Source organism: Photobacterium sanguinicancri, from assembly GCF_002265265.1.
Taxonomy (GTDB): Bacteria; Pseudomonadota; Gammaproteobacteria; order Enterobacterales; family Vibrionaceae; genus Photobacterium; species Photobacterium sanguinicancri.
This window is the reverse complement of the sequence record NZ_NOIF01000053.1, coordinates 1-26,493: the sequence shown is the minus strand read 5'-3', so window position 1 is coordinate 26,493 and position 26,493 is coordinate 1. Positions and strand designations below refer to the sequence as shown.

The following is a 26,493-nucleotide window of genomic DNA, read 5'->3' as shown; positions in this document are numbered from 1 at the left end:
GTCATAAACTCACTCAAAAAGAATAAATTCCAAACTTATCGACCAAATATAAACCAGACAAGCAAATATCATTTGTTATACAATTGATATTTTTTATTCAAACGATACAGAACTTGTCAGAAATCAATAGTTGTAACACAGCTAATCCCCTATACTCCTTCCCGTCATCAGGGTTTCATTAGTATTTATAAGGTTTTAATTAGAGATACACGCACACATTGGCATTAGCAGTTTTTTTGGCCGTATGGATACGCTCGTTAGACCTAGGAACCGTCGCTTGTTTAGCTTTGTGAATTATCTTAATTCACGCTCGTTATGCAATATCACCCATCTGCTTCTCTCTTGTCTGTACAGTACGTACTGCACGGCAATGTTCACTGCTTGTTATCATTCGTCCTCGACGAAACATGGATGCATTACTTTTTCTAGTCCAACTCATCAATTGGGCAGTTATGAGTATCACTAGCGAAAACCCTTTGAAGGCTATATCAATATACCTATAAAGGAGATGTCCATAATGGACACTGTGAAAAACAATACTGTTGACTCTTCATCTGTAAACAGCTCTGAGAAACTTGGCTGGAGCAAAAGCGATACTATTTGGGTGCTTGGCCTATTTGGTACTGCTGTAGGTGCTGGTACGCTTTTCTTACCAATTAACGCAGGTGTGGGTGGTTTAATCCCGCTTATCGTTATGACTTTGCTTGCATTGCCAATGACCTACTTCGCGCACCGTGGCATGACACGCTTTGTACTTTCAAGCTCTAACCCAGGTGCCGATATTACTGAAGTGGTTGAAGAACACTTTGGTGCTGGTATGGGTAAAGTAATCACTTTGCTTTACTTCTTCGCTATCTACCCAATTCTATTGGTATACAGCGTTGCACTGACTAACACTGTTGAAAGCTTCATGGTTAACCAGCTTGGTATGGTTCCACCAGCACGTGCGATTCTTGCGCTTGTATTGATCATCGGCCTAATGGCTGTTGTTCGTCTTGGTGAGCAACTGATCATCAAAGCGATGAGCATACTGGTATTCCCATTTGTTGCTGTTCTACTAATGCTTGCACTTTACCTTGTTCCTTACTGGAACGGTGCTATTTTCGAACAAGTAATGCCTGCTGAAGGTGGCTTCACGACTATCCTTATGGCTGTGTGGTTAATCCTGCCTGTGATGGTATTCTCGTTCAACCACTCTCCTGTTATCTCTTCTTTCGCTGTTGCGAAACAAAAAGAGTACGGTGAGCAAGCAGAAAAACAATGTTCACGCATCCTGATTCGTGCACACGTTATGATGGTTGTGGTAGTTATGTTCTTCGTATTCAGCTGTGTGCTGAGCCTTTCGCCTGCAAACCTTGCAGAAGCTAAAGCGCAGAACGTTTCAATCCTAACGTACCTATCTAACCACTTTGAAGCACCAACTATTGCTTACGTAGCCCCTGTTGTTGCTATCATTGCGATTACTAAATCGTTCCTTGGTCACTACCTGGGCGCAAGTGAAGGTCTTAATGGCCTAGTGGTTAAACTAGCACGTGACCGTAATAAAGAAATTGGCCCTAAAAAGCTAAACACTTTCACTGCACTATTTATGCTACTGACTACATGGGCTGTTGCAACTATCAACCCAAGTATTTTAGGTATGATTGAAAGCCTTGGTGGCCCTATCATCGCGATGATTCTTTTCATCATGCCGATGTATGCTATCAACAAAGTACCATCAATGCGTAAATACTCAGGCGCACTGAGCAATGTCTTTATCACCATCATTGGTCTAGTTTCTATCTCTGCAATTTTCTACTCCCTTGCACAGTAAGATTTAAGACAACCGATACTAAGGCCATCATTTGATGGCCTTTTTTGTAGCCAAATTTCAGTAATCGTTATCAGAGAAAAGCACAACTCTGCTAGAGTAATACCAATACCGTTAATTAACTAAGCAGAATAGTACGAAGGGATAACACTTAGAACCAAGCATAGATTGCAGTTAGCGAGTTGCTCTACCTACAAAATCTATAATGCCGCTATCAGTGATTTTAACCAGCAAAGTAGAACATAGAATAATTAATAAGAAGAGCGTTTATGCAGATTGAACAGCATTCCGAATATGACAATCCACTCATTTGGCCGATGATATCTATCTTGAAACATCAACCTAAAGGCTGGATGATCCATACCCTATCAGAAGAATTAAAACAGCGTGGTATTTGGTCTCAACTCGATGATGACGCAGATAAAGACCTGTTCAAGCGTAACTTCCTGCTGATGAACGCCCTTTACCAACTGCAAGAAATGTTACTCCCTAAGCAATGGCTACAAGCTCATGCGATGGATATTTGCTTAATGCCCAATATGAATTCAGCAGATAACGCGATTGATACTGATGACCCACTCCGTAGTTACTATTTAGATTGGGCAAACTACAACGCTGATAGTGATACGATTCAAGCGTTACTTTCCTCTTTTTGGCGACGCTATCAAGATCATATTGGTCATCAAGAAAGTGAAATCACCTTATTACGTGCTCGCCCGGAAGATCTCGCTTTATTTGAGTTACCTGCCGACGCCACACCGCAGCAAATACGTAAACAATGGCGTAAGCTCGCGCTACGCTGGCACCCAGATCGACCAACAGGTGATGCGGCTCAGTTTCGTGCCATTTGCGAGGCTTGGCAGCGATTACAATTATCTTCGACTTGATCAATCATTCAAATTTTTAGAACAAGCTGTTCGTCTTAGCCCTCTTTTCGCCAACCTGTGCTGCACCTACACTCTCAATATGAATTACATCGCGACTCGAGGGAATAGATATGGCCTACCGAACAGTTAATCAAATTCTTAAATCACACCCATCATCAGATGGAGACGGTGTGCGTATCCAGCGTGTGCATGGTTTTGAAAACCCACATTTCAGCCCTTTCTTAATGATTGATGAGCTCAAGTCACTTTCACCTGATGATTATATTGGTGGCTTTCCTCCCCACCCACACCGCGGTATTGAAACGTTAACCTATATGCTCAGCGGTCATTTTCAGCATAAAGATCACCTCGGTAATACGGGAGAGTTACGAGATGGCGGCGCGCAGTGGATGTCTGCAGGTAAAGGCATTGTACACAGTGAAATGCCAATGATGTCTAATGAACAGCTACACGGCTTTCAAATTTGGATTAACTTGCCTGCGTCTAAAAAAATGCAGGAACCGCAATATCACGATTTTCAATCTGATGTGATTATTGAAAAACAGCTCAGCGACAACAATCTGATCCGTGTCATCGCAGGTGATCTCACTATTCATGGGGAAACGCTCGCTGGGCCATTACAGCAAACTGGTGTGCCTCTTACCGTCGCAGACTGGCAAGCTGACAATAATGAGCAAATCCAAGCATGCCTAAACCCAGATTTCCAAGCCATGTTATATGTCTATCAAGGCGAAATAACCGTAGATGGCCTTTCTGTTCAACAAGGTCAATTAGCCTTGCTATCTAACGGAGAAAGCTTAGCTATTACCTCTCACGGACACTGTGGTGTTTTATTACTGGCAGGTACACCGATAGATGAACCTGTTGTTCACTACGGCCCGTTTGTGATGAACAGTATGGATGAGATAAATCAAGCCGTTGAAGATTACCAAAATGGCACATTCGTTTGATGGCAAACAGCTATCACTTTGTATTAAATAGCGAGTAGTTTACTTTCCTAACCGAATCAAACTGGATCAAAAAAGCCCTCACATCAACGTTGAGGGCTTAATCATCACTTCAAGGTAAAGTGCTTAGCAAATATTAAAACGAGTAGACGAAGTTGAAACCACCGCCGTTGTCTGTTTTGCTTGAATCGGCATTAAATTCATTCAGTTTGTTTTGCTTCGCTTCAAACGTCAGAATCGTTTCTGGCGTAAATGAGTAAGCAAGGCCTAACGCGTACACTTGACGGTCACCGCTAATACCACGAGCATCTTCTTTAAAGTTCACGTTAGACGCATAAGCAAATGGACGGAAACCTGATTCAAATACGTAATGCGCATACACATCGAACGCATCTGCGTCAGCCCACTCAGCAGTACTAGCACCACCTAATAGACCTGCTTTATGGATTTTTTCACCCTTGGTGTAAGCTGTCGCCACTTTCAAACCGCCACGCACATATTGACCGCCAACCGTTGTCGCTGTTTGCTTATCGCCATCTTTCAGGCCATTGACGCCAACGGTATTATCAACACTTACCTTGTTTTCAAGGTAGGCCGCACCAAGGCTTAAACCGAAATCAAAATCATAGCTGGTTGATGCTGCAATGTTATGGTCACGTTTCACATCTGCTGTAGAGGTCGAATCTGTGCTGGTAAAACCGTAGTGTGCAGAAACGTTCAAGCCATCTTTGCTGTAGCGGTATGCCGCCAAGTTATCACCACGCCCTGTCGCAGCAAAACCACCATCAGTACCTTCAGAGTATATAGGTGTCGCATCTGGATCGATGATAACCATGTTATCCATGTAGCGCGCTACATCGTGGTACGCAGACCATTGTTTACCAAAACGTAGGCTGCCCAAAGCATCATTTTTGACTGTCACATAACCTAAGCGATTACGGAAGTTCGACTTACCTGATGATGGCGAATTAAGGAATTGGTCCCACTCTAGCTTTGCATCAATACTGGTATCTGCGGTTAATTGACGCTCAAAACCAAAGTTTAAAATACTACGGCCAGCAGAGAAAATTTCATCATCACCCCATTTAGGTTGAAATGCATCAAGTACAAATACACCACCTACATCAAATGTAGTCTGATCATCTTCATAAACAGTGATTGCAGACGCTTGGCCCGCTAATAAAAGGGTTGGGATCAATACTGCTGATAGTTTTAATTTCATTATTTAACAACTTCTAATGATAAATGTAATAATAGTTCTAAGTGCAAAACTAAAGTAACAGATCAAAAACCAAATTGTAATGGCGAACTAGTACAAAATTGCACTTTTTTTACTCTCATTCTCTCATTTTCAAAGTCAGCTAGCGGTTTAGCTTGTCATTAGAAGTAAAAATAAAACCCTACAAGTAAAATATCGCAACGCTTATTGCTCATTTATTAAGCGTACCAGAGTAATTATTTAGCATTCATCAGATATTACCTCTACGCTAACCGTTGTCAGCGTGTTCTTAACTAAAACAAAGCACCTTTTAGCATTGTCACTCATTAGATCTCTTGGCGTATTAAATATATTACTTAGTCCAAACCTAAGAGTCTGCTCTTTTTCATTTCCTGAATTGATACCATAAAACCATTCATCTAAATTAACATGTAGTAGCTGATCTACACTCATTCCCTGCCAGACCGGGTACCCGTAACGAACCCAGACTGATACGTTATTCTTCCTATCTATTAACAACCTATGCTCTGGAAGCTTTTCTACTCCTTCAATGGCAGCTTTACCAAAAATCTGTTCATTCGCCGTCAGAACGGAAGCTTTGAGCCCATTCATCGCTGCAACACGACTATCCACTTGAATAGAAATAAACCTCGGCCACGCAATTACACTTAATGCACTAAATAACACTATGACAATAATTAATTCAATAAGGGTAAAGCCATTTTCTTTATTCATATTCATCACATATATTCGCGCACTTCAAACAAGTATTAATTTAATGAGCACAAATACGGAATATATACATACTACTTAAAATAACCCCTTAGATTAAATAGTAGCAATGCATTTAAAGCGATATCAACTAGATGAATGAATATAAAACAATAATATTGATGTTTATCGTGCGAAGGGGAATATCGGATAAAGCAGCATGTAATCATGACAGTGTAAATGTAACTAATTACTACAAGATAGAATAAATTTAGCCCTGTATTATCCGATTTATAGTAATGAGTGAGGAGTTAATAATCAATAGCTTCGTCTATTCTCATAGTGAACAAATAAACCCCTACTCTGAATAAAGAGAATAAGGGCTGTTATGACAAAGTAGCGGAGAGAGTGATCTATTGGACGGTTGTTTCACTTGAGCCATGCTCATACTCAACAATCAGCTGATTACCGCTATAGCGTACATTGCGTATTTCGCCATCTAGAATAAAGCGGTTGGTAAGAAGTACACTGCCACTGTTTGCGCTACCCATATTTTTACGTAACGAAGGGAGCGTTAGCAAAGGATCGACACCAATAAAATCACAAAACTGATTAACGAACTTATGCTCTAAAGGCAGCTTTCCTCGTAAGGTATCGGAAAAAACCAACTGACTCATGCCCAGTTTTTTTGCCATTTCAATCTGCGTCACACGCATTTTTGCTTTATAGCTCATCCATGTGTCATGTAATATTTGTTGATCTTCTTCTGTGTATTGCATCCCAAATTCCTGCCGCGTTTAAGCCGTTGGCTTCATCTATAGTGACTGATTATTATTAACTCTGTACTTAGTTCATCTTGAAAAAATACAGCTGTGTCGGTTAACGCACTTAGGTATTAAAACCGATAGACCACCAGCGAATGTCAGCGCAACGTGAGGCTTGCGGGCTTCTTGCTCCTAAACAAGAAGGAAATCATGACAAAATGTATCAATGATTACTTTGCAACTCTCCTGCCTCATTTTTAATCAGAGAACCCAATAAGAAAGCAGCTTTAAACTCAGTTTAAAGCTGCTTTGTTTTTCTACTCAATCCAGTGGTAGTTATCAGACCGAGTAAGCGTTATTTGCACACTTCTTCAGTCCAGAACCAATTCGATGCCGTTGGTGTTTCCCACACGCCAGGATTATTCTTGGCAGCAAAACACTTACTTGCATTTATCACTTTGTCACCATTTGACACTTTAGTTACACCTGCTTGCCACTGAATATAATCACCCGGCGTTGGATCGGGTGTAGGGTCAGGTGTTGGATCTGGCGTCGGGTCAGGAGTTGGATCCGGGGTTGGGTCTGGCGTCGGATCTGGGGTTGGTGTTGAACCACATGAAATTTCATCCCAGAACCAATTTGATTGGGTTGGTGTATCCCAAGTACCTGGGTTATTTTTAGCAGTAAAGCATTTGCTTTGGTAAATAACTTGATCACCATTGTTCACTTGAGTTTTACCTGGCACCCAAGGAATAAATTCACCTGGAGTCGGATCTGGACCCGGCTTTGGTGGTTCTGGCTCTAAGTTATCCACTACACGCACTTCAGGCCAACTTGCATGTGATTCGTATAAGTTAGTCACACACTTCTCATAATCACCAGCAACCAATGCCGAATAAGCCGTTTGGAAACCCACTAATGAACATTCAAACGAGAACCCTTCAGGGCGATCTGCATAGTACTTCCAGTTACCATCCCAGTTGGTATATAGCACGTCTGTCGCGCCATTTAAATTTAAGCTACCGTAAGGTGTTTGCTGCCAACAGGTATTGGTTTCATCTGCTTCAATTGGAATTTGGTAATGCGAAGATAAACCTTCCCAATAACGAATTCGATTAACGGGCTGGCCTTTATCTTTGTTTTGCTCACCACATTCGATACCACCATTAATCACGTTGATTGTGGTACCAAAGCCATAACCAATGCCTGCATCTTTTTCTCGCTGTGAAGGGGTCCAAGTACGATCAATAACATGCAACATGGCTGGTTTTGGTGCTTGAGGCGTTAAGAAGAACCAAATAGCAGAAGCGAGGTTAAGCCAAGAGTCGGCAACTAACCCAGGGTTATTCAATAGTACACTTGCATCGCCATCGTACATGACTTCAGAAAATGCGCCGTAGTTAAAATGATAAGAGAGCTGTTTCGCGCCACGGCCAAAATACCCCTGCCCTACAGCACATGGCCATTTTTTATTTTGCCAATCATTCTGACCACAGCCAGTGGTATATCCGACTTGACCTTCTGACCACCCCATTTCACGAACATGTACCAATGCTTGCTGCCACTCTTCCAAACCCAGAGGATTATCCCAGTGGTTATCTTTTGCAATGTGCCCACCCGTTTCCTGTGCAAAATGCGCAAATGCAGTCACGATAGATTTTTTACAAATCGCATCTGAATTTCGTCCATCAGTGTAGTCACCACAAAAAGCAGGGAATTTACCTATCGCACGTAAGAAACGCGTATACGTATACTCTGGTGCTGCCATTTTGGTCAGGAAATCCCACTCAGCATAAGGAAAAACGCGTTCCGCACGTTTCACATTTACTGGGTTGGTTGCTAAGCCAGGCTCAATAGCTTCGACTTGAACATTGGGTAAAGTACGTAAAGCTTGCGCCCACACACCGTACATAGGATCTGCAGTTTTAGTATTCTCGACTGCTTGTACGTCGGCACGAGAAATAATATAACCCGTTGGATTTTGTGGGTCGGGTTGAATATTCATTGCATGAGCACTTGCTATAAGGCTATTTGCCGCAAGGCTACAGCCTACAAGTAAGGTAAGATGTTTCAGTTTAGTCATTAGATTAAATCCTTTTTATATCGACGCTGTATTTGAGTGATACTTAGAATCTATGTCGTTACCTGTCGGAAAAATAAAGATAAATCGCTATTATCAGTGCGATAAATACACTTATATTTTCTAACGTTCACTAAGGATAATCCGCTAACTTACAACTTGTTTATAAACCCGAAAAAAGAGTTTGATTTTTAGGGTGACATCAAATCGGCAGTTGTCATGATGTGAGGGTTACAATCAGGAATGGAAGCGTCGTCAGGGTTAATTCGTACGGCGTTCCAGTATTAATGGCTCAGCAAATAATATGTTACGGGTAGACTCATTTTATTGGTCTATTTTAATTCTCATCACAATTACCTTCCTAAACACAAAAACACACGTATAATTCACTGTATTCCATCATCATTATTCAACAGGAGCGCAATATGAAACAACTTAACCGTTTTATATGCCAGTGGGTTATCGCAGCCCTTCTGCTCTCCTTCTTGCCGCTTGCGGCAAACGCTTCTGTTATTATGAATAATCCCATGTCAGCGCATAACATCGATAGCTGCTGTAACGATAAGATGATGCAACAATCTCACTGCATGTCGATGCAAGACGATGGTGAATCAAAAGCAAGCTGCCAAAATAGTGACTGCCATTCTGCGGCAGCCTCTGCCATTTTATTCGCCCATCAATTAACAATGGCGACAATGGCAGGTAGCCATAATTATGGTGACCCTATTAGCCAGCTATTCAGCTACTCCGAACGTATTCTACGGCCTCCCGTGCAAGCTTAAATCAATTCTAACGTCATAACTGCGGTGTTCATTTTGCTCACAGCAGGCTTTAGCAGCACAAAAATCAGGCTGCTACTTATTTATTGATTTATGCCCCTTCTGTTTATCAGATGATTAATCGAACGGGTATTAGATGTCACATTTGGAGTTACCATGAAATTTTCACGTTTAGTTGCCCTACCTCTACTTATTGCTAGTTCTTTCTCAATGGCCGAAGTTATTCAAGGCACAAACTATCAATCTCCGTATTGTGGCTGTTGTGGCGCATGGGTTGAGCACATGGAAGAAAATGGCTTTGACTTAGATGTTGTTAAAACAGCTGAAATGACACCGATTAAAATTAAACTCGGTCTACAACCAGCATTAGCCTCTTGTCACACAGCGCAAATCGACGGTTACACCTTTGAAGGTCATGTACCAGCAGAAGACATTAAGCGCTTTTTAGCAGAAAAACCTCAGCGTATGATTGGTTTAACGGTACCAGGAATGCCGATTGGATCACCTGGTATGGAACAAGGCTCAACTAAGCAGCCATTTGAAGTGTTGGCGTTCGATAAGAACGGTAAGACCATGGTTTGGGCCCGCCACAATCAATAACTGATTAGCGCCGAACAAAACGCCCAGCATTGCTGGGCGTTTTTAATTATCGCTAATCATCGTGATTTATCAACGGCTAAAAACGTTCAAATAACTCACGGTTTGGGTCTTCCTGTTCAGCCCATTGTGGGTCTGTTTCCCGCTTTTCTAAATAGATCTGCAAACCATTAAAATACGTGAAAGCGACCACTTCAGAATCTTGTGAAAAATGCTCAAAAAACGCATCTTCTTGATCTGCAAGTTTTTGCAAGGTATCGATTTCTCGTTCTAACGCCCATTGAATGGCATACGATGAAATTTGGGTACGATAAAGAATGAGCTCTTTAATCTCTTTGATTGCGAAAGAGCGAGATAATACTGCCCCCTTGTTCACAGCAGCTACAGAGTCGTTAGCCACTTCTTCGGCTAACAGCGCTTTTAAACTCTCTAAACTTGCTTTGATTTGTGCGTCTGAATAACCGTAAGAGGTCTTACAAAAACGCAAAGCATAGGCCATTTTACTTCGCCCTACGAGCTCCACTACTTGCTCTAAATATGGCTGAGGAATGCCATATTTTAATGCTAGCTGCTGCACGGCATGGTTTAGCCCTGTATAAAAAATACCATCAAATTCAAATTGGAATACATTCGTTATACCCGCGACAGGTATTCCATCAATGCTGATAGGCCAGCCTTGGTAGTTCACGCGTTCTTTGGCAATCTCGAACATTGCCCATGCGCTCTCGCGGAAACCTTCTAGTGCTTTACCTTCAAACTCGCAATCTTCCAGTTCTTCTTTTGTCCAATTCACCCCAATTTGTAAATGCTTTGCGTAGCGCTTATGTAATTGCTCTTTCACTCGATCACGGAGTAAATCTAAGCTACTAACTTTTATTGATTTACAACTTGATAAGCACTCCTGGCAACACGGCAACATAAGTGGGTGCTCTTGATGCTCATAATTGGGCGATGGCATGAACCCGAACGACTCAAAGTAGGGTTCACCACAAAACCAGCAGGTATGGCGATAATTAAAAGGTACATCGATTGACTGATAATGGTCTGTCATAAGAATATCTGCACTTGCGCCATTGGCGATATATAACGTTATAGACGCATTATGCTAAGCCTTTGCGGTTTCCTCAAGCCAATGAACATCACGTCTTCCTATTTGACGAAAATTTTCTCTGAAATTTCACGCAAAAACAGTTAAAATACGTCCCCCGTTTTATAGTGAGTGTGATTGAATGTCTGAAAATAAGCGAAAAGCACTGAAAAAAATTGCTAAATGCTTAGAGCTTGGTAACTCTGCCAACGTCAATGAGGCCGCACAAGCCATTCGCATGGCTCACCGCCTGATGTTGAAGTACGGCTTAGACAAAGACGATGTTGAATTCATCAAAATGGGTAAAACCAAAAGTAAAACGCTATTACCCAGTAATGTTAACCCACAGATTCTTAAAATTATCCGTGGTATTAACCGCCGCTTTGGCGTGGAATGTGTGTTAACAAACTATAAAGGGCTAAAAGAAGCTGAGTTTATCGGTGTTGCAGAACGCGCCATTTTTGCCGCATTTGCATTTGATATTGTTTACCGTGAAATGAACCAGCAAACGGGGCAATTTCGCAATAGCTTTGCCGGTACAGGGGCAAGCTCAGGCGAAGTTACCCGCCGTGTATCATCTTTCCTTGCAGGTTGGTTAGAGGGCGCATTAGAGAAACTTCCTGTTTTAAGTTCTAACGATGATCACGAACAGCGTCTAAGCAACTATATCGATAAAGAATTCGAAAACATCGATCGTGAAACCTTCAAGCAACAGCTTCAAGAAGCGATGAAAGGCATCACCGATGATTATGAAAAAGGCATGAAGAAAGGCCGCAGTATCTCGGTAAACCGCCCAGTTGATGGCAGCCGCCCTGCTGAAAAGCTGCTACTCGAATAATTAGTATTACAGAGCATCAGATGTATTAACCGACATCTGATGCTTGTTCTTTCTATTTGTTTCCTCTTGCATTTCTATTTTTATACACACCCGCCCCCAAAACGTGATCCACGTCGATTAAAAAAGAGCCATTAGGCACCTTTTTGTCATTACTTTGTGATGAAAACGGTTGTTTCTTTTATTTCTGTGGTAGACTCAAATCAAAATCCCCCAAACAAAATAGCCTTTACTACAGCATGAAATTTCCTGGTCAGCGTAAGTCAAAGCATTACTTCCCAGTCAATGCCCGCGATCCATTAATGGCTCAAATTCAACAAGAAAATCCACTTGCTCGCGCACACATTGTAGGCGTTGGTCAAACCATTGTTGATATTGAAGCACGTGTTGATGATGAGTTTTTGGCTCGTCATTCTCTGAGTAAAGGCCACTCGTTGGTTCTTGATCAAGATAAAGCTGAATTGCTTTACGAAGAACTCAAAGAGCATAACCTTATCAGCCACGAGTACCCTGGCGATACCATAGGTAATACCCTACATAACTACTCTGTATTAGCCGATGACAAGTCAATTTTACTGGGTGTAATGAGCAAAGACCTGAAAATTGGTTCTTACGCTTACCGCTACCTATGTAATACATCTAGCCGTATGGACTTAGATTATTTACAGCCTGTCGATGGTCCAATTGGTCGCTGCTACACCCTTATCACTGAAGATGGCGAACGTACGTTTGCAATCAATGAAGGTGATATGAATCAACTTCGTCCAGACAGCATCCCTGAGTGCGCATTTGAAAATGCAGCCGCTTTAGTGCTTTCATCTTACCTTGTGCGCGGTAAACCAACCGATCCAATGAAAGATGCTGCACTACGTGCTATCGAATTTGCTAAAAAACATAACGTACCTGTCGTTCTTACACTTGGCACAAAATATGTGATCGAAGATAAAAAAGAATGGTGGATTGAGTTCTTAAAAGAACACGTTACTTGTGTAGCAATGAACGAAGAAGAAGGTGAAGCCCTAACTGGCGAGAAAGATCCACTATTAGCTGCTGACAAAGCACTTGAGTGGGTTGATATGGTGTTATGTACTGCAGGCCCTGTTGGCTTGTACATGGCTGGCTACACTGAAGATGAATTAAAGCGTGAGTCTACTCACCCACTTCTTCCTGGCCAAATTGCCGAATTCAATAAACACGAATTCAGCCGCCCTATGCGTAAAGCAGATTGTGTGAAACCACTACGTGTTTACTCGCACATTGCACCATACCTAGGTGGTCCGGTGGAAATCAAAAACACCAACGGTGCTGGTGATGCCGCGCTATCTGCATTACTGCACGATATGTCTGCTAACGGCTTCCATAAAGCGAACGTGCCGAATTCATCTAAGCACCAAGCTGAGTTCTTGTCTTACTCTTCATTCTCGCAAATCTGTCGCTACTCTAACCGCGTAAGCTACGAGGTGCTAACCCAGCACGCTCCTCGCCTATCTCGCGGCCTACCAGAGCGTGAAGACTGCCTAAAAGAAGATTACTGGGAACGTTAATCCCCACTTCTTAGCAAGAACATCAATAGACTTAAAACGGAGCTCATGCTCCGTTTTTTGTATTAGCAAAACGCCACACATTGCGCATAACTATTGAACAGTTTATAGCCGCTCAGTCCTAAAGATCATTGCTTACTCAACAGGAACTTTCGCAAATCTCTTTCTACGCGCATAACAAACAGAATAAATACTTTGTCACCGTCTTGCTTATAGAAAATACGGCATGGATTAACGACAACTTCACGGTAATTTAGATATTCTAGTTCAGGTGGAATACGCCCAGACTCAGGAAAAGCCTCTAGACGCTCAACTTTAGAGAAGATCGTTTGAACCAATTGTTTTGCAGCTACGACGTTTTCAAGTGCGATATATTCAGCTATATCATTGAGATCGGATAACGCAGGTTCAGTCCAGATTAATTCAGCCATTTTGACATTTTGTCCTTGGCTTCTTCGTGAGTAACAACTTTACCGTCTGCTAACGCACGTTCCCCTCGCGCAATACCCTCAAGAATTGCCAAACGGTTTTGCATAAACTCGTAATCATCCACATCGACTAAATATGCAGATGGTTTACCGTGTTCGGTAATTAATACTGGCTCTTTGGTGTCGTGGAGCTCGGAGAGGATCTTAGTTGCTTGACGCTTCAGCGAGGTGACTAGTTCTACTTTCATAAGAGCTGCTCCAAAAAAATTCTAAAGTGATACTATTCTATCACTTTTAGTATATCAAGCAGCATGCGTGCCGCAGCTATTATCTGAAACTAGGCTAACACTAAAATGCAATTACAGACTTGTTCATTACACAGGTGAACGAGCGATCAATATTAACCCATAAAAAACCGAAGCCTCATTACTAAGGTTTCGGTTCTTATTTTATTGCCCGCGTTTTAGCTTCGCATTAACACTCGTTAATTGCGTTACGTACACGCTTATCAGAAACTGGGTATGGTGTCCCTAACTGCTGAGCAAAGTAACTCACACGCAGTTCTTCTATCATCCAGCGGATCTCTTTGACCTGATCAGGCACTGGCTGCCCTTTCGGTATCTTGTTCAAGAGTTCTTTGTAATCGCTCACTACCGAATCAATTTTCAGGATATGAACGCGGTCTTTGTTTGGATCGATCGGCAACTTCTCCATTCGGCGCTCAATCGCACGCATGTAACGAAGAATATCAGGCAGACGTTTCCAACCACATTCAGTTGCAAAACCTTTGAAGATCAAGCCATCGATTTGTGCTTTGATATCAGATAAGGCAAACGCCATCGTCAGATCAACACGGCCTTTTAAGCGCTTATTGATAGAGAAAGCCGTGGTTAGAATTTCTTCCACTTGCTTTGCCACATCAACAACCGTATCACCAAGCTCTGCTCGAATGAACTCTTTGGTTGCTTCAAATTTCTCTGGCTCCCAAACAAGTCCACCTTGCTGCTCTAACAGCTTATCAATACCACAAGCGATACAGTCATCAATCAAATCTAACACGCGACCGTATGGGTTAAAGTACAAACCTAACTTTGACTTATTCGGCAAGTTCGCATGTAAGTATTTAATCGGCGAAGGCACATTCAGTAAGACTAAACGGCGCAAACCTTGCTGCATCACCGTTTGCTGTTCTTCTTGTGTTTCAAACAACTTAATACCGACAGAGTCTTTATTATCCACCAGCGCAGGGAAAGCTTTCACTTCAAAGCCGCCGCGTTTTTGCTGGTAACGTTCAGGCAATGCGCCGAAGCTCCAGGTTTTTAAGCCTTCTTGCTCGATGTCATCATCAGCCACTTGCGATAAAGTTTCTTGCACCTTATCTTTCAGGCTTTCTTTCAGTCCAAATAAATCTTTGCTTTCTTTTAGCTTACGATTGCGGTGATCAACACTGCGGTACGTAATCTTCAAGTGATCAGGTACTTGCTCTGGTTTCCAGTCTTCACGCAGTACTGTCACGCCCGTCATGCGTTTCAGCTCTTTCTCAAGCGCATCAAGTAGTGGCATTGACTGCGCTTCTACACGAGATAAAAACGCATCAGCGTAGTTTGGTGCTGGTACGAAGCTGCGACGGATTGGCTTAGGTAACGACTTAATCAATGCAATCACAAGCTCTTGGCGTAGACCTGGGATCTGCCAGTCAAAGCCGTCAGGCTCAACTTGGTTTAAGATAGGCAATGGAATGTGAACTGTCACACCGTCGTTATCTTCACCCGGTTCAAACTGGTAGCTTAGCTTCAGTTTTAGCCCGCCCTGATGCCAGAAGTTCGGGTAATCCAAATCTGTAACATGGCTTGCATCACCTCTGAACAACATTTCTCGTTCAAAGTTAAGCAGCTCATTATTTTCTTTCGAAGCCGCCTTCCACCACGTATCAAAATGACGACCTGAAACAACCGTGTGTTCAATACGCTGATCGTAGAATTCAAACAGCTGATCATCATCAATTAAAATATCGCGACGACGGGATTTATGCTCAAGTTCTTCTACTTCACGTAATAGTTTACGGTTTTGATGGAAAAACTTGTGCTTGGTGTCCCAATCACCTTCGACTAACGCTGAACGCGTAAAAATCTCACGAGAGACTTGTGCGTCAATACGTCCGTAATTCACTTTACGTTTGCCAACAACAGGGATCCCGTAAAGCATCACTTTTTCAAAGGCAAAGACAGCAGCTTGTTTCTTTTCCCAATGAGGTTCACTGTAGCTACGTTTGATCAAATGTTGTGCTAGTGGTTCAAGCCATTCAGGCTGAATTTTAGCTGCAACACGCCCCCACAAACGTGAGGTTTCAACCAACTCAGCAACCATCACCCATTTTGGCTGTTTCTTGAAAATGCCAGAGCCAGGGAAGATGTTAAAGCGTGCATTACGAGCACCTTGGTATTCATTTTTCTCAGGATCTTTCAAACCAATGTGCGACAACATACCCGCCAGTAGTGCCGTATGAACACCTTGGTAGCTGGCTTCTTGTTCGTTAATTCTGAAATCAAGCTCTTTCACTACCTGAGATACTTGGTAGTAAATATCTTGCCATTCACGCACACGCAGGTAGTTCAGGTAGTCTTTTTTACACTGGCGACGGAACTGGTTACCCGATAATTCTTTCTGCTGTTCTTGTATGTAATTCCATAGATTTACATAGCTGATGAAATCAGATTCTTTGTCGTTAAAGCGGCTGTGTTTCTCATCAGATGCTTGCTTCTTATCTGACGGACGCTCACGCGGGTCTTGAATAGATAAGGCACAGGCGATGATCATTACTTCACGAAGCGCACCTTGTTTCGGTGCTTCAAGCACCATGCGTGCTAAACGTGGATCAATCGGCAGCCGTGCTAACTGACGACCCAGTTGCGTTAAACGCTTACGCGGATCGGTCGCTTTATTATTGATTGCACCCAGTTCGTCAAGCAGGCGAATACCATCTTGGATATTGCGGTTATCTGGCGCTTCAACAAATGGGAAGGCTTGAATATCACCCAAGCCAATCGCAGTCATCTGTAAAATAACAGACGCTAAATTCGTACGCAGAATTTCCGGGTCGGTAAACTCAGGACGAGATAAGAAATCTTCTTCCGAGTAAAGACGAATACAGATACCTTCCTGCACACGACCACAACGACCTTTACGCTGATTCGCACTCGCTTGCGAGATAGCTTCAATTGGAAGACGCTGTACCTTAGTACGGTAACTATAACGGCTAATACGCGCAGTACCCGGATCGATAACGTACTTAATACCCGGTACTGTTAACGATGTTTCAGCCACGTTGGTAGATAAAACAATACGTCGGCCAGAATGCGATTGGAATACACGGTTTTGCTCATTAGCAGACAAACGGGCATACAAAGGCAAGACTTCTGTGTCACGCAGATTACGTTTTTCTAGCGCATCGGCGGTATCACGAATTTCACGCTCACCGTTCATGAAGATCAGGATGTCCCCTAGCCCTTCATCGCACAGTTCATCAACCGCATCAAAAATAGCCTGAAGCTGATCGCGATCAGTATCATCGCCATCTTCAGTAATTGGGCGATAACGTGTTTCTACAGGGTAAGTTCGACCCGATACTTCAATGATAGGCGCATCAAGAAAGTGCTTAGAAAAACGTTCTGGATCGATGGTTGCCGACGTGATGATCACTTTCAAGTCTGGGCGCTTAGGCAGTAATTCGCGTAAGTACCCCATGATGAAATCGATATTCAGACTACGCTCGTGCGCTTCATCGATAATGATGGTGTCGTATTGGCTTAAGAAGCGATCGTTTTGGATCTCTGCCAGCAAGATACCATCGGTCATTAGTTTTACTTGGCTACGATCAGACACCTGATCGTTAAAGCGAACTTTATAACCGACGTATGAGCCCAACTCACATTGCAGTTCTTCTGCAATACGTGCGGCAACAGTACGTGCAGCAAGTCGACGTGGCTGAGTATGACCAATCATGCCTGATGCACCACGGCCTAACTCTAAACAGATTTTAGGTAGCTGCGTGGTTTTACCCGAACCAGTTTCACCCGCCACAATAACCACTTGGTTATGTTTAATGGCTTCTGCAATGTCATCTTTTTTCTGACTAACAGGGAGTAGTTCTGGGTATGAAATTATTGGACGCTGCGTTTGACGCATCTGAACAATTTGCATTGATTTGGCTATATCGAGAGCGATCTCATCAAAAACGGTATGCTTGGCTTTTTCATTTTTAATTCTGGCCGCGCCTTGGATACGTTTCTGTAGACGGAAACGGTCGCGCATCATGCAATCTTTGATCGCCGCTTTTAGCGTTTTTTCATTATTTAAAACGCTTGAAGAGGTGTTGTTATCCTGACTCAAGGGATTTCCTGATTCTGAACACGAAAAAAACTGGCGCGATTCTACCACATTTGAACAAAGGTCTGTTCATCTTCACGAACAATTACCTTCAACGTAAGGGATTTATCTGGAAATTTTGATGTCCTATAACCATGCAACTATTATGAAAAATGAAAGTTAAGCTTGTGACGGAGCGCAAAAAAAGACATCTTAACCTGATTACATCAGCGACGTTTGCTCACCTCACAACACAAGTAAAAGAATAGAGAGATTGCTATGTTCAAACAGTTACGTGTTTTATTTCGCCAAGTTATGCATGAGGGAACAGATGGTGGTGCGGTTGATACCCCGTCTATGCACCTTGCTATGGCATCGTTATTGTGTGAAGTCGCCAGTGCTGACCACGCAATTGATCCGCGTGAAGAGCAAGCCAAGGCACACTTACTCACTATGTTGTTAGACATTGATCAAGATGAAGCAGCAAGTCTACTCAAAGAGGCAATGGTTAAAAGCAAAGCGTCTGTGTCCTTGTATGAATTTACCACTAAGCTTCGTGAACTCTTGCCAGAGCAGCGTTACTCCTTAATTGAAGCAATGTGGGAAGTCGCGTACGCCGATGGCGTCATCGACCCACAGGAAGAAGCCGTGATAAGACAAGTCGCCGAGCTTATCTATATCGACCACTCTTTGTTTATTAAAGCGAAGTTAGCGGCACAGCCTCCTCAATAAAAACCAACTAAAAATATTGTCCTCAGTGGCAATTTATACATAAAAAAGGCTACGAATCACATCTAATGAGTAGCCTCTATAAAACCTTTTAATGCAACAATTAGAAAGCACCACTTCAGTTTAAATACGCCCTTCTGCCTAAGTCTCTATCTCTTGCTGTCTATTCCGTATTTTTCATTTCATTATCAAAATGCAAATCCTCATTATTGATACAGCTTTTAATGTAGACCAGCACAGCCACGAATCACCAATAACCCTACAAAACAACAACTTAAAACAAATCAAACGAAAAGATACAGCTTGGCAGCTATTTTGTATGGTTCTGCTTGTTGCGTTTTTTACAGCAGGTTTTTTTCGCTTGCGATTGATTTTACTGATAATGCAGAGGCTTTGGATGAAAATACACATAGTGCCTTTAATGTTGACCTGCGGAGCCATTGCAAGCTCCCCTGTCTTTGCAGCAACACCTTTTAGTGATTGCCCCACAGAAGCGTTCCTATTTCAAGGAAACCCCTCTAATGTTTACGGTGTTGATCTATCAACAGGTAATTTCAATGTTCTACAAACCGATACAGGAGCAGGAGGTACGATTAATGCCGTCGGTTTTAATGAAACTGACCGCTACATTTATGGTTGGAACAAAGATAGCAACACTATGACGCGAATCAACCAGCTCTTGAAAGTTGAGAACCTAACAATACAAAGCGGCTTACCCAACAAAAGTTATTTTGTGGGTGACGTTTTCGACAATAAATATTTTTTGTACCTCAAAGGTACGGGCATGTTCAGTATCGACCTTAGTGCAGGCGATGAAAACTTAACCGCAACTGAGATACTATCCTCTTCAGCAGCAACACTTCAGCTAACAGATTTTGCTTTTTATCCAGAGACTGGTGACTTATTCGCGGTCGAGAATACAAACAATAACTTATATCGCTTTAGTTTTGATGCAGCAGGTAACGCGAGCTTTTCACTTATTGGCTCAACAGGGCTAACAGGAACGACAACATTTGGCGCACAATATTTTGATAAATCAGGCTTTATGTACATTAGTAATAATTCCGACGGGAAAATTTATCGCCTTGATTTACGCGATTTAAACGACCTAAAACCTACCGCTGAATTTTTTGCTCAAGGTCCATCATCAAGCCAAAATGACGGTGCACGTTGTGCAAGTGCCCCTGTTATTGCATCAAATACTGACTTTGGTGATGCCCCTGACAGTTACAAAACATCTCTTGCTGAAAATGGCCCTCGACACTTCATTGGCACAAATTTCTTTTTGGGGTCATTAATTGATGCAGAAGGTGAAGCACTTATTTCACCTAGCTCAGACGATAACGATGGCAGTGATGATGAAGATGGCATCACCTTTAATTCAGAGTTAAAGCAAGGTTCTGATGCTCTAATCCAAGTCACCGTCGGCGGCAGTGCCATCAGTTATGTTAGCGCTTGGTTTGATTGGAACAGTGATGGCGTTTTTGATGAAGCATCAGAACAAATCATTGTCGATGAACATCTCACCCCGGGGTCCCACAGTTTAAAATTCAGAGTGCCAGAAACCGCGATATCAGGGGACACATGGGCACGTTTTAGGATCGCACAAAATGAAGGTGTAAAACCCTTTGGTGGTGTGACCTATGGTGAGGTCGAAGATTATAGCGTTACTATTGAACAACAAACACTAACCCACTCTTATTACCCTGGCGAGGGTGAATGGGCAACACTAGCCTACGAGGATAATTGGCCAAATAAGGGAGATTACGATTTCAATGATGTTGTAATGTATTACCGCGTTGATACTGTGTCTAATTCTGATGGCAATATTATCCGCTACGATATCAGCGGTAAGCTACAAGCCTATGGTGCAAGTTTCTCTAACGGTTTTGCCGTGCAATTAGACAACATAGCACGTTCATCTGTTAGAGAAGAGCTTACTAAATTAGTTGTAAACAGTGAAACAAAACATACTTTTACTGTGTTAGAAACAGGGCAAACCAACGCTGTTGCCATCATTTCTAACGACTTAAAAGAACAATTTGCTGAACCCACCTGTTCAGGAAGTGCCGGCAATTATTATCGCGTTTGGCGTGGTTGTAGTGCCGACGCAGCCGATCAATTCACCTTTGAAGTCAGTATTCCATTCCAAACTCCGCTCGCCAGCGGTCCCGATATGCCTCTCAACCCATTTATTTTTGCTAGAGAAGGTCGTTACCGTGGCGCGAGTTTTGGTACTGACTATCCAGGGCGTGAACTCGAAGTTCACCTTAAAGGTGACAGCTTAACATCATTAGCCTCAGAGCGTTTTTTCTCTACTCAAGAAGATACTTCCAGCTACAGTGCTTCAAATTGTCCTGGCGAAAATTGTGATAGCTACCGAGCATCAAATGGTACGCCATGGGGATTACTCATTGAAGATAATTGGGATCACCCTAGCGAGCGGGTAGATATTTTAGCAACTTACCCTGAGCTAGAAGGTTATGCAACCTCAGGTGGTACAACTAATCAAAATTGGTTCTTACGTAGTAAGGCTGTTGAAAGCAATCTTTTTGAATGATTATATCGAGGACTTACCTATGATACGCCAAAGTTTACTTTTAATGCTTTGCCTTCAATTAACTGCATGTGGTGGTGGCGGCGATGGCGACTCGGGGTCTTCAGGTGGTTCGCAACCTGCGGCACCTGTTGAAACTAGCGATAGTCGTTTTGAAGATCTGGTTATTCCTGAAGGGTTTAAATTTAAAAGTGCCTACCCTGTCACTGTTAGTATTGATCTTGATACCCGTGAAACCCTATTTCTCAACATTTATGGCCGATATACCGAAGCAACAGACGGTACGCCTATTCCCGATTCAAGCAGCCGCTTAATTTCAGGGCCCATGCAAGAGGGTAAATTCAAGGGAAAACTCACCATCACCAGTCAACGTACCAGCTTACTCGTAGAGGCTTGGTTTCAGGATGGAACCCGACAGCCATTTCGCCAGATTATTTCTTTACCAACTAAGGAAATAGTCATTACCGATTAAAAGTCGCCATAACTAAACTCGCTGGTATTACTTATTTCTAGCCCGATGCGTAGTGTATTTCCTCACTATTGCCTCTTTGATGCAGCTCTGCTGCATCTTTTTTTGCCTTCGATTTATACACAACCGCCAGATGACACGGGAAAGCGCTGGTATAGAGTCACCTGAGTGCTTTATGATCGTGCCTGCTTCTCATCACCTTCGGATAACATTGTGCAATTACCTATCGACCCACTTAAACCTCTATTTATTGAAAAACTGTCTCAACATCACCTTGTAGTTGAAGCAGAAACTGGGTCTGGTAAATCAACACGTTTGCCTTTATGGGCGGCAGAGTCAGGTAAAGTATTAGTGATTGAGCCACGTCGTATTGCTTGCTCTTCTCTGGCTGAATTCTTAGCCGCAGAGAAAAGTGAACCAATAGGTAAAAGTATTGGCTACGCTATTCGTTTTGAAGCACATTTTGACGAGAACACAGACATTATATTTGCCACTCCTGGCGTGGCATTACGCTGGTTAAGTGAAGGGCAACTAACTAAATTTAAAACCATTATTATTGATGAATTTCATGAACGTCGTTGGGATACAGATCTACTACTCGCTTTACTCAAAGATAGCTCCAGCAACACGTCAAATTCATCACAAAAACAGCGATTAGTCATTACATCTGCTACCATTGATAGCCAACGCTTAACCCAATATTTAGGTGCTGAACACCTAAAAGCTGAAGGGCGTAATTTCCCTGTGACGGTTGAGCATATCGCAGTGGACAACAGACATAGCCCTGATATTCGGTCTATAGAAAACAAAGTCTTCGGTACAATTCAAACCTATCTCAATAACCAACAAGCGCTAGGCCAGAACCAAGGCGACATTCTTGTTTTTTTACCCGGAAGAAAAGAAATTGCCCAGTGCCAAAGCAAGCTAAAACCGCTTAGTCTTAATTTTGGTATTGATGTGATTCCACTTCATGCTTCCGTCTCTGATACCGATAGACAGCGCGCCCTGACAGCCAGCGAACATCAACGCGTTATTCTCGCAACCAATGTTGCTGAAACCTCATTAACTATTCCCGGCGTAACCTTAATTATTGATACGGGACTAGAGCGCCGCACCCACCAGCGTAATGGCCGAACGGTCCTTGGTTTACACGCAATCTCACGCGCAAGTGCTGAACAGAGAAAAGGACGTGCAGGTCGTATTGCTGCTGGTCACTGTATTCGGCTATATGGCAGTGCTGCGCCATTAGAGCTGATCACGCCACCAGAATTACACCGCGAAGAACTCATCGAGCCCATGCTTGCGGCAGCCTGTTGCGACCATCGCCTTGCAGATTTAGCCTTTATAGATACCTTACCAGAGAAGGCGCTTACTCAAGCGCAAGAAAGGCTCACATCTATGCAGGCCATTGATGATAAAGGTCTAATCACAGAACACGGCAAGCGCCTATACCCATTACCTATTGATGCCCTTTTTGCTCACTTAATTACTGCAATGCCAAATAAGGCTGCAACCGAAGCTATGGTCGACCTTGCTGCAGCCTTGTCTATTTCTAATAAACTGTGGCAAAAAACAAACAGTGAAGAAGTATTAGAGCAACTCGCACAATGGGAAAAACACCATTGTGATGCAATGCTATTGATTAAACTTTTGCGTGAGCCGACGCCTGATTTTCTGACTGTCGATGCTGATCGCTTACAAGAAGCGCGTCAAATATCAGCACAAATTAGAGAAGCCTTATCTTTACCTCAACTTGATGTCGCGACATCAGTCAAGCGAGATGCTTGGCTTGCTGCTGTCATAAAAGCGGCACCAGAATTAGCATTTGTTCGAAGAGAAAAACGTCGACAAGCCTTGGGGAATGGCTACTGCGAAGTCACCTTAGGGCGTGATAGCCGCTTATCAGATAAAGCAGAAGCTGCCGTCGTGTTTGATCAATTTAGTCTTCCAGGCAAAGGGGGCAAACAAACCCTCAATTTAGCAACATGTACATCACCTATCCCATTATCAATGCTTGTCGATCTAGAATTAGGCGAACAGTACCACCATGAAAGCAAAATAATCGATGGGCAATGTATATCAACTACGCAACGTATTTATAGTGGCAGAGTGATTGATGAGCAAACGCAAAGCGTCAGTGATCTTGTGACAACGGCAATGATTGTAGAAATGATACAAAACAATCAAATCTTTCCAGGATTAGCTACCGAACGTGAACACCAAATTGAGCAATGGAATCTTTTTCTCAAGTTAGGCCTTGCTGATCCAACGCTTTGCACCCGTAATAACCCTGCCGACCTTAACCTATGGCTTAACGAGCAAATTGAAGCTCTTGGTGTTGACTCTCTGGATGACTTAGCGTTATTCAATAACGACGATTTTATCTTTGATGGCATTCCCGAGTGGGAACAAGCTGAATTTGATGAACGCTTCCCTCGCAAGATATATATTGCAGATTTGCATCTTAGTGCCGAATACGCCGCCGCAGGAAAGTTAGTTACTGTGGTTTATCAAAGTGGTAGCCGTAAGCAAGATCCGCAACGTTGGGAGCTCCCTCGCTGGCAAGGTTGGCGCATAAAATATCGAAAAGCGAGCCGTATTATTGACATTCGATGATCATATTTGCACTCATTTGATCATCAAATGAGTGCAAAATAAACGCAATTTTTAACAAGCTTTTAGCCGAAAAATAGATAACTCAATTAAATCTGCACACCAATCTGTAGAAACATGATCTCTTTCTCGAAAATAATGCGTTCTCCCTTTGAATTCACCGTGTTGAAGGACTAGGATTACGGCCTTAGAGCGAAGTGTTTCGTTCTCTCATTCTCCATACAAGAACAGAGTCTATTGCATGAACAACGATAAAAGACCTTTATACATCCCCTACGCAGGCCCTGCGCTTCTAGAAACACCTCTGCTAAACAAAGGTAGTGCATTCTCTGTCGAAGAACGTATGTTCTTTAACTTGGAAGGTCTTCTTCCAGAAGCGATTGAAAGTATCGAAGAACAAGCTGAACGTGCTTATCAGCAATACCAAAAATTCGAAAACGATATTGATAAGCATATTTACCTGCGTAACATCCAAGACACCAACGAGACTCTATTCTACCGTTTGGTTGAAAATCACATCACTGAAATGATGCCGATTATTTACACACCAACTGTTGGTGCAGCGTGTGAAAACTTCTCGAATATCTACCGCCGTGGCCGTGGCCTTTTCATCTCTTATCCTAACCGCGATCGTATCGAAGAGATGATCAACAATGCGTCTCGCCAAAACGTTAAAGTTATCGTTGTTACTGATGGCGAACGTATTCTTGGTCTGGGTGACCAAGGTATCGGTGGTATGGGTATTCCAATTGGTAAACTATCACTTTACACCGCGTGTGGCGGCATCAGCCCTGCTTACACATTACCAGTAGTACTTGATGTGGGTACAAACAACCCACAACGCCTATCAGACCCAATGTACATGGGCTGGCGTCATCCACGTATTACAGGCCAAGAGTACGACAAATTCGTTGATGAATTCATCACAGCAGTAAAACACCGCTGGCCTGAAGCGCTTATTCAATTTGAAGATTTCGCACAGAAAAATGCGATGCCTTTACTTGAACGCTACAAAAACAAAGTATGTTGTTTCAACGATGATATCCAAGGTACAGCAGCAGTTACTGTTGGTTCACTTCTTGCCGCATGTAAAGCAGCAAAAAGTAAACTGTCAGAACAGCGTATAACTTTCTTAGGTGCAGGTTCAGCCGGCTGTGGTATTGCCGAAGCCATCATTGCACAAATGGTATCTGAAGGTATTTCTGAAGCACAAGCGCGTAGCCAAGTTTACATGGTTGACCGCTGGGGCTTGTTAATTGACGACATGCCTAACTTGCTTAACTTCCAGAGCAAACTGGTTCAAAAACGTAAAACAATCAATAAGTGGGATGTTGAAAACACCAATGTATCACTGCTTGATGTAATGCGTAATGCGAAACCTACAGTACTTATCGGTGTTTCTGGTGTTCCTGGTCTATTTAGCGAAGATGTTATTCGTGAAATGCACCAACACTGTGAACGTCCAATCATCTTCCCGTTATCAAACCCAACAAGCCGTGTTGAAGCAACACCCGCTGATTTGATCGAGTGGACAGATGGAAATGCCCTCGTTGCAACAGGCTCACCATTTGAACCTGTGATCTACAATGGCAAAACGTACCCTATTGCACAGTGTAATAACAGCTACATATTCCCAGGCATCGGCCTAGGTGTACTCGCAGTTAACGCTCGTCGCGTTACTGATGAAATGTTAATGGAATCAAGCCGCGCATTGGCAGAATGTTCACCATTGGCTATTAATGGCACAGGTGCTCTTCTACCACCATTAGAAGATATTCAAAAAGTATCACGCCACATTGCCTTTGCTGTCGCCAAAAAAGCAATTGAGCAACGTAAAGCACCGAAAAATACAGATGAGCGTATTAAAGAAAAAATTGATACAAACTTCTGGCAATCAGAGTACCGTCGCTACAAGCGCACAGCATTCTAAAATTGGTTAAAAGCTTTAAACATGAGCCCGCTTTTATGCGGGCTTTCTTGTATCAGAGGTATACTTTTTAAAGTAATTGACATAATCGGCTGAAAAAACACCACATTTGACGTGCTTTTTACCTAACATTATCAAGGTATTAAGG

At 42.7% G+C, this 26,493-nt stretch carries 20 protein-coding genes; 12 read left to right on the top strand and 8 right to left on the bottom strand.

Features of this window, described 5'->3' with window-relative positions:
* Window positions 1-517: 517 nt before the first annotated feature.
* The 3 genes from ASV53_RS10315 (at window position 518) to ASV53_RS10305 (ending at window position 3,647) form a co-directional block, all read left to right on the top strand.
* Window positions 518-1,813, top strand: coding sequence for a serine/threonine transporter (locus ASV53_RS10315; protein WP_094957034.1), 1,296 nt, complete (start codon window positions 518-520; stop codon window positions 1,811-1,813).
* A 266-nt stretch (window positions 1,814-2,079) separates the two neighbouring features.
* Complete coding sequence (locus tag ASV53_RS10310; protein ID WP_062691075.1) at window positions 2,080-2,697, top strand: DNA-J related domain-containing protein; 618 nt, start codon at window positions 2,080-2,082, stop codon at window positions 2,695-2,697.
* Window positions 2,698-2,807: 110 nt separating this feature from the next.
* Window positions 2,808-3,647, top strand: coding sequence for a pirin family protein (locus ASV53_RS10305; protein WP_094957033.1), 840 nt, complete (start codon window positions 2,808-2,810; stop codon window positions 3,645-3,647).
* A 133-nt stretch (window positions 3,648-3,780) separates the two neighbouring features.
* Here ASV53_RS10305 and ASV53_RS10300 read toward each other — a convergent pair whose 3' ends face one another.
* From ASV53_RS10300 to ASV53_RS10285, 4 genes are all read right to left on the bottom strand, one after another.
* Window positions 3,781-4,866: a porin gene (locus tag ASV53_RS10300; protein WP_094957032.1), complete on the bottom strand. Its 1,086-nt coding sequence runs from the start codon at window positions 4,864-4,866 to the stop codon at window positions 3,781-3,783.
* 237 nt (window positions 4,867-5,103) lie between these two features.
* A complete protein-coding gene (locus ASV53_RS10295; RefSeq protein ID WP_189337859.1) occupies window positions 5,104-5,598 on the bottom strand; it encodes a type IV pilin protein in 495 nt (164 codons plus the stop codon).
* 389 nt (window positions 5,599-5,987) lie between these two features.
* Window positions 5,988-6,353: a transcriptional regulator gene (locus ASV53_RS10290; protein WP_094957030.1), complete on the bottom strand. Its 366-nt coding sequence runs from the start codon at window positions 6,351-6,353 to the stop codon at window positions 5,988-5,990.
* Window positions 6,354-6,693: 340 nt separating this feature from the next.
* Entirely contained in the window at window positions 6,694-8,421 is a 1,728-nt protein-coding gene (locus ASV53_RS10285; RefSeq protein ID WP_094957029.1) for a chitinase, read from the bottom strand.
* 422 nt (window positions 8,422-8,843) lie between these two features.
* Between ASV53_RS10285 and ASV53_RS10280 the strand changes: the two genes are divergently transcribed.
* Both ASV53_RS10280 and ASV53_RS10275 read left to right on the top strand, forming a co-directional pair.
* On the top strand, window positions 8,844-9,200 hold the full coding sequence (locus tag ASV53_RS10280; RefSeq protein ID WP_062691081.1) for a hypothetical protein: 357 nt from the start codon (window positions 8,844-8,846) through the stop codon (window positions 9,198-9,200).
* Between the two features lie 153 nt (window positions 9,201-9,353).
* Window positions 9,354-9,797, top strand: a complete 444-nt coding sequence (locus ASV53_RS10275; protein WP_062691082.1) for a DUF411 domain-containing protein — start codon at window positions 9,354-9,356, stop codon at window positions 9,795-9,797.
* A gap of 76 nt (window positions 9,798-9,873) precedes the next feature.
* Here ASV53_RS10275 and ASV53_RS10270 read toward each other — a convergent pair whose 3' ends face one another.
* Window positions 9,874-10,845 (bottom strand): hypothetical protein, encoded by a 972-nt coding sequence (locus tag ASV53_RS10270; protein WP_094957028.1) that lies wholly within the window; start codon window positions 10,843-10,845, stop codon window positions 9,874-9,876.
* A 178-nt stretch (window positions 10,846-11,023) separates the two neighbouring features.
* On the opposite strand from ASV53_RS10270, the gene ASV53_RS10265 reads away from it, so the two are divergent.
* Both ASV53_RS10265 and ASV53_RS10260 read left to right on the top strand, forming a co-directional pair.
* Window positions 11,024-11,719 carry a DUF2786 domain-containing protein gene (locus ASV53_RS10265; protein ID WP_062691084.1) on the top strand — a complete coding sequence of 232 codons (696 nt, stop codon included), beginning with the start codon at window positions 11,024-11,026 and terminating at the stop codon, window positions 11,717-11,719.
* 236 nt (window positions 11,720-11,955) lie between these two features.
* On the top strand, window positions 11,956-13,260 hold the full coding sequence (locus tag ASV53_RS10260; protein WP_094957027.1) for an inosine/guanosine kinase: 1,305 nt from the start codon (window positions 11,956-11,958) through the stop codon (window positions 13,258-13,260).
* Between the two features lie 125 nt (window positions 13,261-13,385).
* On the opposite strand, the gene ASV53_RS10255 is transcribed toward ASV53_RS10260, so the two are convergent.
* The 3 genes from ASV53_RS10255 to hrpA form a co-directional block, all read right to left on the bottom strand.
* A complete protein-coding gene (locus tag ASV53_RS10255) occupies window positions 13,386-13,688 on the bottom strand; it encodes a type II toxin-antitoxin system RelE/ParE family toxin (protein ID WP_062691085.1) in 303 nt (100 codons plus the stop codon).
* On the bottom strand, window positions 13,676-13,933 hold the full coding sequence (locus tag ASV53_RS10250; protein WP_062691086.1) for a type II toxin-antitoxin system Phd/YefM family antitoxin: 258 nt from the start codon (window positions 13,931-13,933) through the stop codon (window positions 13,676-13,678). Before ASV53_RS10250 ends, ASV53_RS10255 begins: the two co-directional genes overlap by 13 nt.
* Window positions 13,934-14,159: 226 nt before the next feature.
* On the bottom strand, window positions 14,160-18,074 hold the full coding sequence (hrpA, locus tag ASV53_RS10245; protein ID WP_094957026.1) for an ATP-dependent RNA helicase HrpA: 3,915 nt from the start codon (window positions 18,072-18,074) through the stop codon (window positions 14,160-14,162).
* Between the two features lie 255 nt (window positions 18,075-18,329).
* Here hrpA and ASV53_RS10240 point away from each other — a divergent pair, with 255 nt between their 5' ends.
* The 5 genes from ASV53_RS10240 to ASV53_RS10220 all read left to right on the top strand — a co-directional run bounded on the left by ASV53_RS10240 (window position 18,330) and on the right by ASV53_RS10220 (window position 26,348).
* On the top strand, window positions 18,330-18,782 hold the full coding sequence (locus ASV53_RS10240) for a tellurite resistance TerB family protein (protein WP_094957025.1): 453 nt from the start codon (window positions 18,330-18,332) through the stop codon (window positions 18,780-18,782).
* Between the two features lie 394 nt (window positions 18,783-19,176).
* Entirely contained in the window at window positions 19,177-21,339 is a 2,163-nt protein-coding gene (locus tag ASV53_RS10235; RefSeq protein WP_094957036.1) for an LruC domain-containing protein, read from the top strand.
* Between the two features lie 19 nt (window positions 21,340-21,358).
* The gene (locus ASV53_RS10230; RefSeq protein WP_094957024.1) at window positions 21,359-21,808 is read left to right on the top strand and encodes a hypothetical protein; all 450 of its coding nucleotides are present in this window, start codon (window positions 21,359-21,361) and stop codon (window positions 21,806-21,808) included.
* A gap of 207 nt (window positions 21,809-22,015) precedes the next feature.
* On the top strand, window positions 22,016-24,421 hold the full coding sequence (locus ASV53_RS10225) for a helicase-related protein (protein ID WP_094957035.1): 2,406 nt from the start codon (window positions 22,016-22,018) through the stop codon (window positions 24,419-24,421).
* 238 nt (window positions 24,422-24,659) lie between these two features.
* Window positions 24,660-26,348 carry an NAD-dependent malic enzyme gene (locus ASV53_RS10220; RefSeq protein ID WP_062691088.1) on the top strand — a complete coding sequence of 563 codons (1,689 nt, stop codon included), beginning with the start codon at window positions 24,660-24,662 and terminating at the stop codon, window positions 26,346-26,348.
* Window positions 26,349-26,493: the final 145 nt, after the last annotated feature.

Excerpts from the sequence above, each read along its gene's own strand:
- ASV53_RS10310 (WP_062691075.1), top strand. The coding sequence starts at position 2,080 with ATGCAGATTGAACAGCATTCCGAATATGACAATCCACTCATTTGGCCG.
- ASV53_RS10220 (WP_062691088.1), top strand. The coding sequence starts at position 24,660 with ATGAACAACGATAAAAGACCTTTATACATCCCCTACGCAGGCCCTGCG.
- ASV53_RS10230 (WP_094957024.1), top strand. The coding sequence starts at position 21,359 with ATGATACGCCAAAGTTTACTTTTAATGCTTTGCCTTCAATTAACTGCA.
- ASV53_RS10285 (WP_094957029.1), bottom strand. The coding sequence starts at position 8,421 with ATGACTAAACTGAAACATCTTACCTTACTTGTAGGCTGTAGCCTTGCG.
- ASV53_RS10305 (WP_094957033.1), top strand. The coding sequence starts at position 2,808 with ATGGCCTACCGAACAGTTAATCAAATTCTTAAATCACACCCATCATCA.
- ASV53_RS10270 (WP_094957028.1), bottom strand. The coding sequence starts at position 10,845 with ATGACAGACCATTATCAGTCAATCGATGTACCTTTTAATTATCGCCAT.
- ASV53_RS10255 (WP_062691085.1), bottom strand. The coding sequence starts at position 13,688 with ATGGCTGAATTAATCTGGACTGAACCTGCGTTATCCGATCTCAATGAT.
- ASV53_RS10300 (WP_094957032.1), bottom strand. The coding sequence starts at position 4,866 with ATGAAATTAAAACTATCAGCAGTATTGATCCCAACCCTTTTATTAGCG.
- ASV53_RS10265 (WP_062691084.1), top strand. The coding sequence starts at position 11,024 with ATGTCTGAAAATAAGCGAAAAGCACTGAAAAAAATTGCTAAATGCTTA.
- ASV53_RS10290 (WP_094957030.1), bottom strand. The coding sequence starts at position 6,353 with ATGCAATACACAGAAGAAGATCAACAAATATTACATGACACATGGATG.
- ASV53_RS10250 (WP_062691086.1), bottom strand. The coding sequence starts at position 13,933 with ATGAAAGTAGAACTAGTCACCTCGCTGAAGCGTCAAGCAACTAAGATC.
- ASV53_RS10295 (WP_189337859.1), bottom strand. The coding sequence starts at position 5,598 with ATGAATAAAGAAAATGGCTTTACCCTTATTGAATTAATTATTGTCATA.
- ASV53_RS10275 (WP_062691082.1), top strand. The coding sequence starts at position 9,354 with ATGAAATTTTCACGTTTAGTTGCCCTACCTCTACTTATTGCTAGTTCT.
- ASV53_RS10280 (WP_062691081.1), top strand. The coding sequence starts at position 8,844 with ATGAAACAACTTAACCGTTTTATATGCCAGTGGGTTATCGCAGCCCTT.
- ASV53_RS10315 (WP_094957034.1), top strand. The coding sequence starts at position 518 with ATGGACACTGTGAAAAACAATACTGTTGACTCTTCATCTGTAAACAGC.
- ASV53_RS10235 (WP_094957036.1), top strand. The coding sequence starts at position 19,177 with ATGAAAATACACATAGTGCCTTTAATGTTGACCTGCGGAGCCATTGCA.
- ASV53_RS10240 (WP_094957025.1), top strand. The coding sequence starts at position 18,330 with ATGTTCAAACAGTTACGTGTTTTATTTCGCCAAGTTATGCATGAGGGA.
- ASV53_RS10260 (WP_094957027.1), top strand. The coding sequence starts at position 11,956 with ATGAAATTTCCTGGTCAGCGTAAGTCAAAGCATTACTTCCCAGTCAAT.